General features: G+C 41.1%; 12 protein-coding genes, 1 tRNA gene, 1 rRNA gene, 1 other RNA gene and 5 pseudogenes. 4 read left to right on the top strand and 16 right to left on the bottom strand.

What is annotated here, in order from left to right; genetic code table 11:
• Positions 1-66 precede the first annotated feature (66 nt).
• Positions 67-2,700 carry a DNA polymerase I gene (gene polA / locus PCY12_RS05630; protein ID WP_301351972.1) on the bottom strand — a complete coding sequence of 878 codons (2,634 nt, stop codon included), beginning with the start codon at positions 2,698-2,700 and terminating at the stop codon, positions 67-69.
• A 147-nt stretch (positions 2,701-2,847) separates the two neighbouring features.
• Between polA and PCY12_RS05625 the strand changes: the two genes are divergently transcribed.
• Together PCY12_RS05625 and PCY12_RS05620 are read left to right on the top strand one after the other, a co-directional pair.
• Entirely contained in the window at positions 2,848-3,822 is a 975-nt protein-coding gene (locus PCY12_RS05625) for an Rpn family recombination-promoting nuclease/putative transposase (protein WP_301351971.1), read from the top strand.
• Positions 3,823-4,248: pseudogene (locus tag PCY12_RS05620) on the top strand (hypothetical protein); the annotation flags it as partial.
• A gap of 179 nt (positions 4,249-4,427) precedes the next feature.
• On the opposite strand, the pseudogene PCY12_RS05615 reads toward PCY12_RS05620, so the two are convergent.
• From PCY12_RS05615 to comW, 13 genes and pseudogenes are all read right to left on the bottom strand, one after another.
• A pseudogene (locus PCY12_RS05615) lies at positions 4,428-4,760 on the bottom strand (N-acetylmuramoyl-L-alanine amidase family protein); the annotation flags it as partial.
• A gap of 1,630 nt (positions 4,761-6,390) precedes the next feature.
• A pseudogene (locus tag PCY12_RS05610) lies at positions 6,391-6,822 on the bottom strand (hypothetical protein); the annotation flags it as partial.
• A gap of 7 nt (positions 6,823-6,829) precedes the next feature.
• Positions 6,830-7,768 (bottom strand): Rpn family recombination-promoting nuclease/putative transposase, encoded by a 939-nt coding sequence (locus PCY12_RS05605; RefSeq protein ID WP_301351970.1) that lies wholly within the window; start codon positions 7,766-7,768, stop codon positions 6,830-6,832.
• A 117-nt stretch (positions 7,769-7,885) separates the two neighbouring features.
• A complete protein-coding gene (locus PCY12_RS05600; RefSeq protein WP_033682853.1) occupies positions 7,886-8,854 on the bottom strand; it encodes a ribose-phosphate diphosphokinase in 969 nt (322 codons plus the stop codon).
• Between the two features lie 145 nt (positions 8,855-8,999).
• Positions 9,000-9,815 (bottom strand): PrsW family glutamic-type intramembrane protease, encoded by an 816-nt coding sequence (locus tag PCY12_RS05595; RefSeq protein WP_301351969.1) that lies wholly within the window; start codon positions 9,813-9,815, stop codon positions 9,000-9,002.
• Positions 9,816-9,839: 24 nt separating this feature from the next.
• The gene (locus PCY12_RS05590; protein WP_301351967.1) at positions 9,840-10,337 is read right to left on the bottom strand and encodes a carbonic anhydrase; all 498 of its coding nucleotides are present in this window, start codon (positions 10,335-10,337) and stop codon (positions 9,840-9,842) included.
• A gap of 72 nt (positions 10,338-10,409) precedes the next feature.
• Positions 10,410-11,774 (bottom strand): DNA repair protein RadA, encoded by a 1,365-nt coding sequence (gene radA / locus PCY12_RS05585; RefSeq protein ID WP_135783528.1) that lies wholly within the window; start codon positions 11,772-11,774, stop codon positions 10,410-10,412.
• 10 nt (positions 11,775-11,784) lie between these two features.
• A complete protein-coding gene (locus tag PCY12_RS05580) occupies positions 11,785-12,342 on the bottom strand; it encodes a histidine phosphatase family protein (protein ID WP_180948763.1) in 558 nt (185 codons plus the stop codon).
• On the bottom strand, positions 12,302-12,745 hold the full coding sequence (locus PCY12_RS05575) for a dUTP diphosphatase (protein ID WP_060805345.1): 444 nt from the start codon (positions 12,743-12,745) through the stop codon (positions 12,302-12,304). Before PCY12_RS05575 ends, PCY12_RS05580 begins: the two co-directional genes overlap by 41 nt.
• Before the next feature lie 55 nt (positions 12,746-12,800).
• An RNA gene (gene ffs, locus PCY12_RS05570) (signal recognition particle sRNA small type) lies at positions 12,801-12,899 on the bottom strand.
• Between the two features lie 32 nt (positions 12,900-12,931).
• A complete protein-coding gene (tadA, locus tag PCY12_RS05565; RefSeq protein WP_301351965.1) occupies positions 12,932-13,399 on the bottom strand; it encodes a tRNA adenosine(34) deaminase TadA in 468 nt (155 codons plus the stop codon).
• 199 nt (positions 13,400-13,598) lie between these two features.
• Entirely contained in the window at positions 13,599-14,885 is a 1,287-nt protein-coding gene (locus PCY12_RS05560; RefSeq protein ID WP_301352065.1) for an adenylosuccinate synthase, read from the bottom strand.
• Positions 14,886-15,115: 230 nt separating this feature from the next.
• Entirely contained in the window at positions 15,116-15,352 is a 237-nt protein-coding gene (gene comW / locus PCY12_RS05555; RefSeq protein WP_301351963.1) for a sigma(X)-activator ComW, read from the bottom strand.
• 235 nt (positions 15,353-15,587) lie between these two features.
• On the opposite strand from comW, the pseudogene PCY12_RS05550 reads away from it, so the two are divergent.
• Together PCY12_RS05550 and PCY12_RS05545 are read left to right on the top strand one after the other, a co-directional pair.
• Positions 15,588-15,779: pseudogene (locus PCY12_RS05550) on the top strand (transposase); the annotation flags it as partial.
• A 129-nt stretch (positions 15,780-15,908) separates the two neighbouring features.
• A pseudogene (locus PCY12_RS05545) lies at positions 15,909-16,205 on the top strand (transposase family protein); the annotation flags it as partial.
• A gap of 76 nt (positions 16,206-16,281) precedes the next feature.
• On the opposite strand, the gene PCY12_RS05540 reads toward PCY12_RS05545, so the two are convergent.
• Together PCY12_RS05540 and rrf are read right to left on the bottom strand one after the other, a co-directional pair.
• A tRNA-Asn gene (locus PCY12_RS05540) sits at positions 16,282-16,355 on the bottom strand.
• Between the two features lie 5 nt (positions 16,356-16,360).
• Positions 16,361-16,476 (bottom strand): 5S ribosomal RNA (rrf, locus tag PCY12_RS05535).
• Positions 16,477-16,486 lie beyond the last annotated feature (10 nt).

Here is a 16,486-nt window from a genome sequence, read left to right as displayed (position 1 = left end):
TCAGTATAGCACAATTTGAAAAGGCTTGCAGAATTCTACTACAAAAAAGGAGGACTAGTCCCCTTTTTATTTAGCCTCGTACCAGGTTGCCCCTTCATTCTCATCTGCGATGAGGGGAACACTGAGTTGAATAGCTTCTTCCATAGTTTGTTTGACTAATTTTTTCATCTCTGCCAATTCAGATTTAGGAACTTCAAGGACGATTTCATCATGCACTTGCAGAAGCATCTTAGTCTGATAACCACCTGCAACCAAGGCTTTATCCAGCTGAATCATAGCAATCTTGAGAATATCTGCTGCCGAACCCTGGATAGGTGAGTTGATAGCTGTCCGCTCCGCAAAACCACGAATGTTAAAGTTGCGCGAATTGATATCTGGCAACTCACGACGACGCTTAAAGAGAGTTTCTACATAGCCCTTATCACGCGCCTCACGCACCACTTCATCCATGTAGTTTTTAATACCTGGGAAGCGTTCAAAGTAGGTATCAATGTAGGTCTTGGCCTCCTTACGGCTAATGCCCAGATTATTAGACAAGCCAAAGTCTGAAATCCCGTAAACCACTCCAAAGTTGACCGCCTTGGCATTGCGACGATCGTTTGCAGTCACATCCTCAGGACGCTCAATGCCAAAGACCCGCATGGCTGTCGAAGTATGGATATCTGCCCCCTCTTGGAAGGCCTTAATCAAGTGCTCATCCTTAGAGATATGCGCCAAAACGCGCAATTCAATCTGTGAATAGTCCGAGCTGAGAAGGACACTATCCTCCCACTCAGGCACAAAAGCCTTACGAATGAGACGGCCCTGCTCCAAACGCACAGGAATATTTTGCAAGTTTGGATCCACACTAGACAAACGCCCAGTCTGGGTCAAATCCTGCACATAGCGAGTATGAATCTTGCCATCAGCCAAAATCCAGTCTTGCAAGCCAATCACATAAGTCGATTGAATCTTGGCAATCTGACGGTAATCCAAGATTTTCTTAACGATTGGTGCAATCGGAGCCAGACGCTCCAATACATCCACCGCTGTCGAATAACCTGTCTTGGTTTTTTTAGTGTATTCCAGAGGAAGTCCCAATTTTTCAAAGAGAAGCACGCCCAACTGCTTAGGCGAGTTGATATTAAACTCCTCACCAGCCAGTTCGTAAATCTCCTGAGTGAGTTTTTCAATGACAAGCTCATTTTCAGCCTGCATTTCAAGCAAGGTTTCTTTTTTAACCTTAATCCCAGCAATTTCCATCTTAGCAAGGACAAAGGCCAGAGGTTGCTCCATATCATAAAGAAGCTCTAATTGCCCATTTTCGCTGAGTTTTTCAAGCAAAATAGGCTCTGTTTCGACCAACACAGCAAGCTTACGAGCTAAATGCTCCAAGAATTTCTCCCGTTCAGGAAGGGCCTTCTTGACCCCCTTACCATAGAAAGTCTCATCATCAACCAAATAAGTCTGACCATAAAGACTAGCAATAGTCGCAATTTCATTGTCCTCCACAGTCGAAAGGAGGTATTTGGCCAAGCGGCTGTCAAAAGCAGGCGCCTGCAAATCCACACCAAAACGATTCAAGAGAACCTTGGCCTTTTTAAAATCATAAACTCTCAGAGGTGTTTTTTCTAGGAAATCCTTGAAAATTGGGTCTTGCAACAGCTCAAGCTTGTCTGTGGCATAGAGCTTTTCCCCACAAGACCAGGCAAATCCAACCAAATCGTCCGTATGGTAATTCTCACCAAAAAGCTCAAGATGGAAGATAGATTCCTCACTCAGCATATCTTGACTGACTTGGTCAACGATAGTAAAGTCCAAGCTTTCAGCCACATCAGCCGACGATACATTTAAAGCCTGCTTGAGCTGTTTGAAGCCCATCTCATCGTAGAATTTCCCAAGATTTTCCACATCTGGACCACTATAGACCAAATCCTCTAAACCAATCTCAACCGGTGCCTTGGTATCAATGGTCGCCAGTGTTTTCGACAAAAAGGCCTGTTCCTTATCATTGATGAGATTTTCCTTCATCTTAGAAGTCTTCATCCCATCAATATTTTCATAAATTCCCTCAAGTGAACCATGCTCCAGCAAGAGCTTGATACCCGTCTTTTCACCGATTTTGGTCACCCCAGGGATATTATCCGACTTATCACCCATAAGCGCCTTGAGATCGATAAACTGAGCTGGTGTGATGCCCATCTTTTCCATGAGATATTCTGGCGTAAAGGCCTCAAACTCAGCCACACCTTTCTTGGAAATTTCAACCACCGTATGCTCATCCGTCAGCTGAATCAAATCCTTGTCCCCACTGACAATGGTAATATCAAAACCATCCTGCTCTGCTAGCTTATCCAGTGTCCCAATGATGTCATCCGCCTCATACTGAGCCAACTCATAGTGACGAATCCCCATATGATCCAGCAACTCACGAATGAAAGGAAATTGCTCACGAAACTCATCAGGAGTCTTAGCTCGACCACCCTTATAGTCCGCATACATCTCTGTCCGGAAGGTCGTCTTTCCCGCATCAAAAGCCACCAAAATATGACTAGGCTCAACCCGCTCCAACAAATGGCTCAACATCAACTGAAAACCATAAATCGCATTGGTATGCAAACCAGCCACATTCTTAAAACGGTCCAACTGCTGATAGAGCGCAAAAAACGCCCGAAAAGCAACAGAAGACCCATCAATCAATAATAATTTTTTCTTATCCATACACCCATTATAAAGGAAAGCATCAAAAAATACCATTGGAAAGAGCCATACCCAATATTTTTCATACTTTTTCCGAATAAATAGATAGAAGCATTTAATCTAGTAAACCTAGATTAAAAAATGTGCTATAATGAAAGGAGAAGAAATATGACTGTACGTCATCCGGGCATTAGCCCAACCAATGATTTGGTTGCTAAGAAAATCTTTAGCAATCCAGAAATCACTTGTCAATTTATCCGCGATATGCTGGACTTGCCAGCAAAAAATGTGACCATTTTGGAGGGAAGTAACATTCACGTCTTGCCCACTACACCGTACTCGCCCCAGGATTTCTATACCAGTATAGACGTCTTGGCGGAGTTGGACAATGGAACGCAAGTAATTATTGAGATTCAGGTGCATCATCAGAATTTTTTCATCAATCGCCTGTGGGCTTACCTATGCAGTCAGGTCAATCAAAACCTAGAAAAAATTCGCCAACGAGAAGGAGATACTCACCAGAGCTACAAACACATCGCACCAGTATACGCTATCGCAATCGTGGATAGCAATTACTTCTCGGATGACTTGGCTTTCCACAGTTTCAGCATGCGCGAAGACACGACGGGTGAAGTCTTAACCATCACAAGTAACGGTCAAGAAAACCATCTGGTTAAGATGGCGTTCTTAGAACTAAAAAAATATAGAGAAACCAGCAAAGACGAGGTTCGCAAGCCGTGGTTGGAGTTTTTCGGGAATAAACCCTTTACCCAGCAACCCGAGCGAGCTATCAGCCAGGCAGACCAACTGCTAGACTATAAGAGCTGGTCCGAGGAGGACAGGAAAATGTTTAGTCAACTACGTATGCGTGAAGAACAAGCTTTGTTAGCACAGGACTATGCCTTGGAACAAGCGGAGGAAAAAGGCTTAGAACGTGGTCGTGCGGAGGGGATTGAACAAGGACTGGAACGAGGACGAGCAGAAGGCATTGAACAGGGACTAGAGCGTGGGAAAGTTGAAGGACAAATTTTTACCTTTCTTGATTTAGTTCACCAACATGTTTTAAGCTCTGAATTTGCCAGCCAGCAGCTGGGTATGACTGTCTCTGAGTTTGAAGAATTATTGAAAGACCATCATAAATAAAAATTAAAAAAATACAGAGAAACCAGCAAAGACGAGGTTCGCAAGCCGTGGTTGGAGTTTTTCGGGAATAAACCCTTTACCCAAGAACCCGAGCGAGCCATCAGCCAAGCAGACCAACTGCTAGACTACAAGAGCTGGTCCGAGGAGGACAGGAAGATGTTTAGTCAACTACGTATGCGAGAAGAACAAGCCTTGTTAGCTCATGACTATACCTTGGAACAAGCGGAGGAAAAAGGCTTAGAGCGTGGTCTTGAACGTGGTCGAGCAGAAGGTATTGAACAGGGACTGGAGCGTGGGAAAGTTGAAGGAAGGGAAGAAGGAAAACTTTTTGCCTTCTTAGACATGGTTCGCCAACATGTTTTAACTTCCGAATTCGCCAGCCGGCAGTTAGGCATGACTGTCGCTGAGTTTGAGGCGTTGTTGTAAGACTATAGAATAACTTATAACATAAAAGTGAACAGGACTGAAATATCGTCTTGTTCACTTTTTATTTTCTTCTAACCAATAGACAAAGTTCCAAGGAAAATCCCCAAAACTCTACCCCTATAGCTAACAAAGAGCAAAAAAACTAGGAGAGTTCTCTCCTAGTTTTAAATTATCTTGGATTATTTAACCCACTCACCGTTTTCATTTACAGTGTAGCCATTTACAGTTGTGTTAACTGCAAGGGCACCTGAAGCGTATGAGTAGTACCATTTTTCACCAACTTTGTACCAACCAGTTGCCATAGAACCGTTGTTGTTTAGGTAGTACCAAGTACCGTTGTCTTTAACCCAACCAGTTGCCATAGAACCGTTGTTGTTTAGGTAGTACCAAGTACCGTTATCTTTAACCCAACCAGTTGCCATCCAACCAGCTTGGTCGAAGTAGTACCAAGTGCCGTTGATTTTTTCCCAACCGTTAGTTGTGTAAGAACCATCAGCGTGTTTGTACCACCAGCTAGAACCTGATTGAACCCAAGCAGCTTTTGCTGGAGCTGGAGTTGCAGGAACATCTGGAGTTTCTGTTGCTAGGACAGCTTTAACTGCGTCTGCTAGTTTTTCAAATTCAAATTTCAAACCAACACGTTTAGCCTCTGCTGGATTAACATTAGCAATGTTTGTTTCTACAGTAGCAAAATTAGTTTTTGCAACACCAACTTTTGTATCCAAGTCTGCTTGTGCGTGTTTGATACTACCATCAACAGTAGCGTCACCTTTAAGTTTTGTAAGTCTAGCTTGAAGTCCTGTATCAGGTTTGTTTACTGACTCAATAACTGCTGCTAATTTACCGTCATTTTCTGCTTGTGCTTTATTCGCTGCACGTAGTTCTTTATTGGCTTGACGAATTGCATAACCAGTAGCATAATCTACGTCCAATGCAAGAATAATCTCAGTTTCTAATGATTCAGCGCGAGCAGAACGTTTAGCAAGTTCTTTCTTAGCATCATCTACAGCAAGTTGTGCTTGATTAACTTCACCTGTCAATCGTGTTACTTCAGTTTGATAATTACTTGCCAACTCAGTTACATTTTCTGCTTTATAGGTTGCAAGTGCCGCCTTCTTGTCAGATAAATCTTGTTCCTTAGTAGTTACTTGTTGTTGAGCATAGGCAACACTATTAGTATTAGCAACACTATCAATCAAAGCATTATATTCAGTAGTCAAAGCTGAATTAGCAACCTTAGAACCTTGTTGATCATACATCAAATCATCTACTTTTGTTTTAGCAGCTCCAACTGCTTTCGCCAATTCGTCTTGTTTAGCTTCACGCTCTTGACGTTCAGTCAAAGCATTGTGATACTTAGTAAAAAGAACCTTATACTCGTTTTGGAGTTTTGTCAATGCAGCAACTGCTTTTTGAACATTTTCAACAGAGGTTTCCAATAGAGCTGCATCTTGACCACCCTGTTGTTTATTAGCATCAGTAATCTCTCCTGTAACACTATTTCTATAAGGATAGCCAGATTTCACCATTGCAATCTTTTGTTTCAAAGTTTGCACATAAGTACTAGTGTTAGCTGTGAGTGATGGGATAGTTACATCCTCTGCATTTGCAACAGTATATGCACCGAAAGCTGTTAAAACAACAGCGCTTGTCAATAAAACTTTTTTCATCGTTTTATCTCCTTCATTTTCTTTATAATATTTTGTAAGACTATCTTACTACCATACAGTATATAAATATTTGCAGGATTTGTCAAGAGTTTTCTGCTAATTTTTTAATTTTTTTCATCATTTTACTAAACAAGGAAAACATTTTCTCAAGCATGCGGTACTTTGAACAAATCTCAATATATAAGCTGTATGGATTGCTAGATTATTCTTACTTCTCTGGTATTATCTAATAAAGAACTGCAAATGTCAAGCAAAAATGACAAATATTTTTATAATAATTTGCCATCCCATCAACTTTCTACTATTAAAAATGTGAGTTCATAGAAAGGACACCAACTCAGCAATGGACACGCCTAACCGCTGGCTTGGCTGATGGCTCGCTCGGGGTGTTGAGTAAAGGGTTTATTCTCGAAAAACTCCAACCAGGGTTTGCGAATGCCATCTTTGCTGGTTTCTCTGTATTTTTTAGTTCTTAGTTATGATGGTCTTTCAATAATTCTTCAAACTCAGAGACAGTCATGCCCAATTGCTGACTGGCAACCTCGGAAGTCAGGAGATGTTGGCGAACGAGATTTACTAAACCTACTTTTAATCCCTCTTCAATACCTTCTTCTCGTCCTTGTTCACGACCCTCTGCACGACCACGTTCAATACCACGCTCTAGTCCTTGTTCAAGACCTTCAGCCCTAGCAGTTTCCAAGGCATAGTCCTGTGCTAACAAGGCTTGTTCTTCACGCATACGTAGTTGACTAAACATTTTTCTGTCCTCCTCGGACCAGCTCTTGTAGTCCAGCAGTTGGTCTGCTTGACTGATGGCTCGCTCGGGTTGCTGAGTAAATGGTTTATTCCCGAAAAACTCCAACCACGGTTTGCGAACCTCGTCTTTGCTGGTTTCTCTGTATTTTTAGGTCTTATTTATGATGGTCCTTCAATAATTCTTCAAACTCAGCGACAGTCATGCCTAATTGCTGACTGGCAAATTCAGAGCTTAAAACATGTTGGCGAACCATGTCTAAGAAGGCAAAAAGTTTTCCACGTTCTAAACCCTGTTCAAGCCCCTCTGCACGACCACGTTCAAGTCCAAGTTCTAAGCCCTTTTCCTCTGCTTGTTCCAAGGCATAGTCCTGTGCCAACAATGCCTGTTCTTCGCGCATACGTAGTTGACTAAACATTTTCCTGTCCTCCTCGGACCAGCTCTTGTAGTCCAGCAGTTGATCTGCTTGGCTGATGGCTCGCTCGGGTTCTTGGGTAAAGGGTTTGTTCCCGAAAAACTCCAACCACGGCTTGCGAACCTTATCTTTGCTGGTTTCTCTATATTTTTTTAATTCTAAGAACGCCATTTTAACCAGATGGTTTGCTTGACCGTTATTTGTGATGGTTAAGACCTCACCTGTCGTGTCCTCTCGCATACTAAAGCTATGAAAAGCCAATTCATCTTGGAAGTAGTTGCTGTCCACAATTGCGATAGCGTATACTGGTGCGATATGCTTGTAACTCTGGTGGGTGTCACCTTCTCGTTGGCGAATTTTTTCAAGATTTTGATTGACCTGACTACATAGGTAAGCCCACAGGCGATTGATGAAAAAATTCTGATGATGGACTTGGATTTCAATAATAACCTGTGTCCCATTATCCAACTCCGCCAAGACGTCTATACTAGTGTAAAAATCCTGAGCCGAGTAGGGCAGAGATGGCAAGACGTGAATATTACTTCCCTCCAAAATGGTCACATTTTTTGCGGGCAAGTCTAGCATATCGCGGATAAATTGACAAGTGATTTCTGGATTGCTAAAGATTTTCTTAGCAACCAAGTCATTGGTTGGGCTGATGCCCGGATGACGTACAGTCATATTTCTTCTCCTTTCATTATAGCACATTTTTAAATCTAGGTTTACTAGATTCACTGCTACTATCTATTTATTCGCAAAAGAGACGAAAAAACCTGAGAATTATCTCAGGCTTGGTCATTAAATCTTTTTCTCAATACTGAAAAGTGGAGAAAGTGGTCGTTTTTCATGAATACGTACGATAGCATCCCCTAGGAGATGAGCGATTGAAATCTGCTCAATCTTATCAATCAAACGCTCTTCTGGCAGATAGATGGTATCCAAAACAACCAATTTCTTGATAGCTGATTTTTGGATATTATCCATAGCAGGACCAGAAAGAACTGGGTGCGTACAACTTGCATAGACTTCAACAGCACCAGCTTCCGCAAGAGCATCTGCCGCATGACAAATCGTTCCAGCAGTATCAATCATATCATCAATCAAGATACAAGTCTTGCCTTCTACCTTACCGATGATGTTCATGACTTCACTGGTATTCATCTTATCAACACTACGACGTTTGTCAATGATAGCAATAGATGTTTTCAAAAATTCTGCCAACTTACGGGCACGAGTCACCCCTCCATGGTCTGGACTGACAACCACATAGTCAGAACCAACCATGCCACGACGCTCAAAATAATCCGCAATCAGAGGAGCTCCCATCAAATGATCCACAGGAATATCAAAGAATCCTTGAATCTGCGCAGCATGCAAGTCGATTGTCAATAAACGATCCACTCCAGCTACTTCAAGCATATTTGCGACAAGTTTTGAAGTGATTGGCTCACGCGCTCTCGCCTTTCTATCCTGACGTGCATACCCATAGTAAGGCATGACAACATTGACAGATTCTGCACTCGCACGCTTCAAAGCATCTACCATAATCAAAATTTCAAGCAGATTGTCATTTACAGGTGAGCTAGTTGATTGTAGGATAAAGACGTGTTTCCCACGGATTGATTCTTCGATGTTGACCTGAATCTCTCCATCTGAAAATTGGCGAACACTTGATTTCCCCAACTCTATCCCAATCTCCTGCGCCACACGTTTTGCCAATTCTTGATTAGAAGAAAGGGCAAACAGCTTTAAATCAGAAAAAGACATGATTTCCTCCGGTATATATGTATCGCTTGTGCTTTTCACAAGATTTTTCCATCTACCATTGTAGCGCTTTTTACACTATTTTTCAATCAAAAATAAAAGAAGGGCAGCATATTTGTGCCCTTGCATCATTCTTTTGAAAAGTATTCTAGTTCATCAACCCATCGTTCTTCTCAACAAAGCGATAAGCCTGATAAAAACCATAGAGAGCAATAGCCGTAACCAATGGAATTGCTAAAGGCAACTCTGTCTCTAATTCTACAAAAGGAGAGTTAAACAAGAAGTGAGTTCCTAAGGCTAAAGCTAGGAAAATAAGCCCATCTTTCTTGCCAACCTTCTGTTCTTTATAGGCTCTGTAAAGCAAGTAAACACCTACTACAGCCAGACCTGAAAAAGTCCAGTGAGAGGCAATACCTGAGATGATACGCTCTAAAATTCTCGAAATAGTAAAGTCAAATCCCTCTGGCAAATCTGTACGGATATAACCAATATCCTCAATCATTTGGAATCCCAAACCAGAAGCAATGCCTAGTAAAAACAAAGATTTTAATTTTCGTATAGGAATCAAAGCTAAAACAAAAACAAGTGGCAACAATTTCAAGGGTTCTTCTACCAAAGGAGCCACAATAGCACTTTCAAAAGCATTTAAAAATGCACTATCTGGGAAAAGAACACCCAGTAAATCATGGATATAGGTATTAGCAAAGCTAGACAACCAGCCTGAAAGGAACATTCCCCCCAATAAAGACAAGATCAAGGAGTTCTTTGGCAATTCCCATTTTTTCCCAATACGGAAAAGGAAATAAAGAGCCGGAATCATGTAAAAGAGAGCTAGAAAGATAGAAACTCCCATTAGTCCATATTCCGCACCTGACATCGAACCGTCCGTATAGTAGATGGTTTCATACTGCAAACCAATACATAGCAACAAGATAAAAATAAATAAAGTACTGTTTTTCTTCATACACTTTCTTTCTAAATGAAGTATTTATAATTCTACGACTGTCATACTTCCTGTATCCACATCGTAAATAGCACCAGAGATAATGACATCGTCTGGTATTAGGGGAGACTCGATAAGGAGTTGCATATCCTCGCGTACACTCTCCTCTATATCCTGGAAGGGCAAAAAGTCCTGATCTGACACATCGACACCTAGTTCCTCTTTTAAATACTTCTGAAAAGGACCATTTTCAAAGGTCTGAGCACCACAGTCTGTATGGTGCAATACCACAATCTCTCTTGTCCCCATTTGTTGCTGGGAAATAACTAGCGAACGAATCATGTCTTCTGTCACTCGACCACCTGCATTCCGCAAGATATGAGCATCCCCAAGTGCTAATCCCAAAGCTTGAGCAACGTGCAGACGTGAGTCCATACAGGTCACAATGGCTACTCTAGTTTTGGGTTTAAGTGGCAGATTTAACTGCCCATGTAGGGCAACATAAGCCTGATTGGCTTGCATAAACTGTTCAAAATACGACACGATTCCCTCCTCGAAAATTTGATAGTCAAATATTTCTCCTATCTTATCATTTTTAAGAAGATTTGTCACGGATTATGCAAAGACCTTTTTCAAAACTTCCTGAATCGTTGTCACTCCAATAACCTGAATTTCCTTAGGCGGAGTGATTCCTGTCAAGGAATTCTTAGGTACATAAATCTTAGTAAAACCCAGTTTAGCAGCTTCATTGATGCGCTGCTCAATACGATTCACGCGCCGAATCTCTCCCGTCAAGCCAAGTTCTCCTACAAAACATTCCTGAGGATTAGTTGGCTTGTCTTTATAGCTCGAAGCAATAGCAACCGCAACAGCTAAGTCAATGGCAGGTTCATCCAATTTAACACCGCCAGCAGATTTAAGATAAGCATCCTGATTTTGCAAGAGAAGACCTGCCCGTTTTTCCAAAACAGCCATAATCAAGCTAGCACGATTAAAATCAAGTCCTGTCGTAGTACGCTTGGCATTTCCAAACATGGTAGGTGTCACCAAAGCCTGAACCTCCGCCAAAATCGGACGCGTCCCTTCCATGGTCACAACGATTGATGAACCAGTCGCCCCATCCAAACGCTCTTCTAGGAAAACTTGACTCGGATTGAGTACCTCAACCAATCCGCCTGACTGCATCTCAAAAATCCCAATCTCATTAGTGGAGCCAAAACGGTTTTTGACCGCTCTCAAAATACGAAAGGTATGGTGGCGCTCTCCTTCAAAGTAAAGCACTGTATCCACCATATGCTCCAACATTCTCGGCCCAGCTAAGGTTCCTTCCTTGGTCACATGGCCTACGATAAAAATAGCAATATTGTTGGTCTTAGCCAACTGCATAAGCTCAGCGGTTACCTCACGCACTTGAGAAACAGATCCCTGTACCCCTGAAATCTCAGGAGACATGATGGTTTGAATGGAGTCGATGATGAGAAAGTCTGGCTGAATTCTTTCTACCTCTGCGCGAACACTCTGCATATTGGTCTCTGCATAGAGATAAAACTCGCTATCAATATCTCCCAAGCGCTCTGCTCGTAGCTTAATTTGCTGGGCAGACTCCTCCCCACTGACATAGAGAACTGTCCCCACTTGGGACAACTGGGTTGAGACTTGTAGGAGAAGCGTTGACTTCCCAATCCCAGGATCCCCACCTATGAGTACGAGACTTCCTGGTACCACTCCGCCTCCAAGTACACGGTTAAATTCCTCCATCTCCGTCTTGGTTCGATTGACGTTGATTGACGTCACCTCAGCCAGTTTCATGGGCTTGGTTTTCTCACCTGTCAAGGACACACGCGCATTCTTGACCTCGGCAACCTCAACCTCTTCTACAAAAGAAGACCAAGACCCACAGTTGGGACAACGCCCCAGATATTTAGGGGAATTATAGCCACAATTTTGACATACAAATGTCGCTTTTTTCTTTGCGATAATAAACCTCTTTCTATATTTCTAACTCACACTCAATCACTTGGCAAAAATCAATCTTCTCATTTGGCACAAACTGACGCATGAGCATTCGATGAGCAACAACTACCACAGTCTGATGTTCTCGATACTTAGACATACATTCTAGAAACCGAGACTTCATCTCCGCAGCTGTCTCATATTGAATAGGACTATTAGGAAGTAATTCCCCCTTATTTTCTAGAAACATAGTACGAGCTTTTTCAAAATTATCTGTGCCACTTTCATAGACCTGCCATTCATGCAATAATGGCTCTACTCTCAAAGGAAGTCCCGTAGTACAAACTACATAAGAAGCCGTTTCTAAAGCTCTTGTGACTGCAGAAGATACGATTATTTCAGCTGACGAGAGTAAAGAATTTTTGCTCAGTTCCTGAGCCTGCTGCCGTCCCTTCTCAGACAAGGGCGCCAAATCTATCCCAAAACCCGTATAAGAACGTTCCTCTAACTCACGGTAATCTGGCTCCCCGTGACGTACAAAGATAATCTTCATTCTAGTGCCCTGTTGAACCAAATCCACCAGTTCGAACGCCATCAGCCGCATCTCCATCTGCAATTAAGAAAGGAGCAAAGACAGCCTGGACCACACGTTCCCCAACTTTGAGAATCACTTCTTGGTCTGTGATATTCTTCATCTGCGCAAAAATATGCCCTTCATTTCCAGGATTTCCATAATAATCCCCATCAATGACACCAACCGAGTTAATCAAGACCAGACCCTTCTTACGAGGATTTGAAGAACGATCATAAAGGTAAAGAACCTCAGTCGGCTGCATATAAGCCTTAACCCCTGTCGGAACCAAGACAATCTCTCCTGGCGCAATAACCGTACGCACAGCAACCTTTAAATCGTAACCAGCCGCATGCGCCGTCTCACGCTTCGGCAATAAATTTTCATCTGTAAAAGTCGAAACTAATTCAAAACCACGAATTTTCATCATCTTCTCTTTTCTATTATCATTTATTCTAGATTATTCTATCTTATTTATTCGGAAAAAGCACGAAAAAAAGAGCACACAATTCAAATCGCTTAGGGCTGCTGGATTCCTCCCCTGACCCGCTTCACGCAGAACTGTTGCTCCACTATTAATTATATCACATTCCTATTCATTTTAAAAGCAAAATTATTTTTTCCGTCTATTTCTAAAAAAGTCCTGCATAATAGCTGCGCATTCATCTTCCAAAATTCCCGTTTCAACATCCACACGATGATTAAGACGCTCATCTGTCAAGATATCGTACAAGCTTCCAGCAGCGCCAAATTTCTGGTTTTTAGCCCCATAGACCACGTTTGTAATACGGGCAAGTCCAATCGCCCCACTACACATGACACAAGGCTCAATGGTCACAAAAAGAGTGCAATCCAGCAAGCGCCAGCTCTCCTCACTAAGGTTCGCATGCTCTATAGCCATAATCTCCGCATGCATAACCGCTCGTTGCAATTCCTCACGTGCATTATGCCCGCGACCAATGATTTCTCCGTCCTTAACAATCACACAACCAATTGGAATTTCATCGTGTTCAAGAGCAATCTCAGCCTCTTTCAATGCCTCTCTCATGAAGCTTTCTTTTTCTTCAACTGTATAATTCATCAATTTCCCTTTTTCTACTTGTCGATTTTATTATTATATCATGAATCCCAAGACAAAAAAAGCCACCGAATGCGGTGACTTTATAGGGAGATTATTATGAAAAAGAAAAGTTTAGGATATTTGTTACAACAAGTTAGGAGGTCTTCTTGTAACTGTCTATAGTATACCCGACCTATCTTAAACAAATCTTAAAATTCTCTTAGGACCAAACACTTTCTAAAATATTTGTTTGTTCACGACCAGGACCTACTGAGAAAGTAGAAATACGAACTCCAACCAATTCACTCACACGACGAACATAGTTACGCGCATTCTCAGGAAGATCTTCCAAATTACGAACTCCAGTAATATCTTCTGACCAACCTGGCAACTCTTCATAGATAGGCTTGCAACGTTTCAATTGCTCAAGACTAGCTGGATAGTAGTCAATACGTTGACCATCAAGATCATAGGCCACACAGATTTTCACTGTATCTAAACCACTCAAAACATCGATAGAGTTCAATGAAAGATTAGTAATACCAGAAACACGACGGCTATGACGCATCACAACTGAGTCAAACCAACCTACACGACGTGGACGACCAGTTGTTGTACCATATTCATGACCTACTTCACGGATACGTTCTCCCACTTCATCAAACAACTCAGTTGGGAAAGGACCGTCTCCTACACGACTCGTATAGGCTTTACATACACCAACAACCTTGTCAATCTTACTTGGACCAACACCAGAACCAATCGTAACACCACCAGCCACAGGGTTTGAAGAAGTAACAAATGGATAAGTACCTTGGTCAATATCTAGCATAACACCTTGTGCACCTTCAAAAAGCACACGTTTCCCGTTATCAAGCGCATCATTCAAAATGACAGATGTGTCTGTCACATATTTCTTGATTTGTTGACCATATGCGTAATACTCTTCAAAAATATCATCGAAAGCAATAGCTTTACTGTCATACAATTTTTCAAAAAGACGATTCTTTTCAGCAAGGTTACGTTCTAAACGCTCACGGAAAATATCTTTATCCAAAAGATCGGCGATACGAATTCCAACACGAGCAGCCTTGTCCATATAAGCTGGACCAATTCCCTTGATTGTAGTCCCAATCTTATTGTCGCCCTTAGCTTCTTCTTGCAAACGGTCTAACTCGATATGATAAGGCAAAATAACATGCGCGCGATCAGAAATACGCAAGTTATCAGTTGTCACACCCTCCTCATGAAGATAGCTCAACTCTTTCACAAGAGATTTAGGATTTACAACCATACCATTCCCAATAACAGAAATTTTTTCAGGGAAGAAAATTCCGGATGGAATCAAGTGCAATTTAAACTTCTTGCCATCAATCACAATCGTGTGCCCTGCATTATCACCACCTTGGTAACGTGCAATCACTTCTGCATTCGCTGAAAGGAAGTCTGTAATCTTCCCTTTACCTTCATCCCCCCATTGGGTACCTACAACAACAACTGAAGTCATAATCTTGTCTGAGCCCTCAGGCTCTTCCTTTCTCACATACATGGCAGGACTCTCACCTGCAATTATATCTTACAATTTATTATAAGAAAAAATCGCCTTTTTATCAAGAAGAAACAATAGAAAGATTTGCTATTTCCAACTATTAAAAAATGTTTTAGAAAAAATTCCGGCTATTTATCATTATTTTCCCACAAAAAGTTAAATTTGTTCGGAAATTAACTCATATTGTCTCAACAAGCAACAAAACCTTGTTTCATTATCAATTTTTCAAGATACAAACGATAAGCAACACGATAATGGTAAACGATAAAATCCCTACGACACCCAATGCCATATCGAACTAAATAATAAATCAAAAATTTAAAATGAAAATGTTCCCAGTCCCAACTATTACCAAAGAAAGTAGCATACTCTTCTTCGATACTGTCATAGAAATCCGCCATCTGCTCATAAATACTTTTTAGCATAAGCATACACTCCTTTACTTTTTATGATCTTATTCTAACAAAAAATTTTAATTAATCATTAATAATTCCTGAATTGTTAAAATACCAACCTCAATAAGATAAAAAATAGGAAAAGTTGACAGAATAGAAACAAATTTACTACCTAAATTAGACTATTATAGACCTTATTAACTGAGGTAAATACTAAAAGAGACTGAGGTAAAAATCTTAAAATAAGAAAAACGCATAGTATCAAATTTTTCAAACTATCTTTAAAACATTTCTCAAAGATAACAAGAAAATTGTCAATGCCCTTAAACTAGCCTATTCTAACGCCAAACTAGAAGTCACTAATAATCTCATCAAACTTATCAAGCGCAACGCCTTTGGTTTTTGGAACTTTAAAAACTTCAAAGAAAGGACGAAATTTGCCTTTTCTCGAGATTAGCTTTTCTGGCTCTATAATATTTGTAGTGGGTAAATCCCCTATGGATATTATGGAACCTATTTTAGGGTAGAAAAAAATTCCATAAGATTTATAATGAAAAGCGACCAAACCATCATTAGAAAGATTCATATGGAACAATTACATTTTATCACAAAACTACTAGACATTAAAGACCCTAATATTCAAATTATAGATATCATCAATAGGGATTCCCACAAAGAAATCATTGCTAAATTGGATTATGATGCCCCATCTTGTCCTGATTGTGGAAGTATAATGAAAAAATATGACTTTCAAAAAACCTCTAAGATCCCTTACCTCGAAACGACTAGTATGCCTACTAGAATTCTCCTTAGAAAGCGTCGATTCAAGTGCTATCACTGTTCAAAAATGATGGTGTCTGAAACTTCTATCGTCAAGAAAAATATCTCGCTTCATTAGGTGAGAGATAGATGATTAATTATATAACAAAAAAGAGGTCAAAACCTCTTTTAATTAACTACTCCGCCAGTAGGACTCGAACCTACGACATCATGATTAACAGTCATGCGCTACTACCAACTGAGCTATGGCGGAATAAAGCTAAGCGACTTCCATATCTCACAGGGGGCAACCCCCAACTACTTCCGGCGTTCTAGGGCTTAACTTCTGTGTTCGGCATGGGTACAGGTGTATCTCCTAGGCTATCGTCACTTAACTCTGAGTAA

Origin of the sequence: Streptococcus sp. SPS1, from assembly GCF_030439915.1 — a bacterium.
GTDB lineage: Bacteria > Bacillota > Bacilli > Lactobacillales > Streptococcaceae > Streptococcus.
This window is presented reverse-complemented; position numbering and strand designations above follow the sequence as displayed.

Bases quoted from the DNA above. Each gene is read 5' to 3' on its own strand.
- comW (WP_301351963.1), bottom strand. From the start codon at position 15,352: ATGCTAAAAAGTATTTATGAGCAGATGGCGGATTTCTATGACAGTATC.
- PCY12_RS05580 (WP_180948763.1), bottom strand. From the start codon at position 12,342: ATGGCGTTCGAACTGGTGGATTTGGTTCAACAGGGCACTAGAATGAAG.
- PCY12_RS05625 (WP_301351971.1), top strand. From the start codon at position 2,848: ATGACTGTACGTCATCCGGGCATTAGCCCAACCAATGATTTGGTTGCT.
- PCY12_RS05600 (WP_033682853.1), bottom strand. From the start codon at position 8,854: ATGTCTTTTTCTGATTTAAAGCTGTTTGCCCTTTCTTCTAATCAAGAA.
- polA (WP_301351972.1), bottom strand. From the start codon at position 2,700: ATGGATAAGAAAAAATTATTATTGATTGATGGGTCTTCTGTTGCTTTT.
- tadA (WP_301351965.1), bottom strand. From the start codon at position 13,399: ATGAATTATACAGTTGAAGAAAAAGAAAGCTTCATGAGAGAGGCATTG.
- PCY12_RS05575 (WP_060805345.1), bottom strand. From the start codon at position 12,745: ATGAAAATTCGTGGTTTTGAATTAGTTTCGACTTTTACAGATGAAAAT.
- PCY12_RS05560 (WP_301352065.1), bottom strand. From the start codon at position 14,885: ATGACTTCAGTTGTTGTTGTAGGTACCCAATGGGGGGATGAAGGTAAA.
- PCY12_RS05595 (WP_301351969.1), bottom strand. From the start codon at position 9,815: ATGAAGAAAAACAGTACTTTATTTATTTTTATCTTGTTGCTATGTATT.
- PCY12_RS05605 (WP_301351970.1), bottom strand. From the start codon at position 7,768: ATGACTGTACGTCATCCGGGCATCAGCCCAACCAATGACTTGGTTGCT.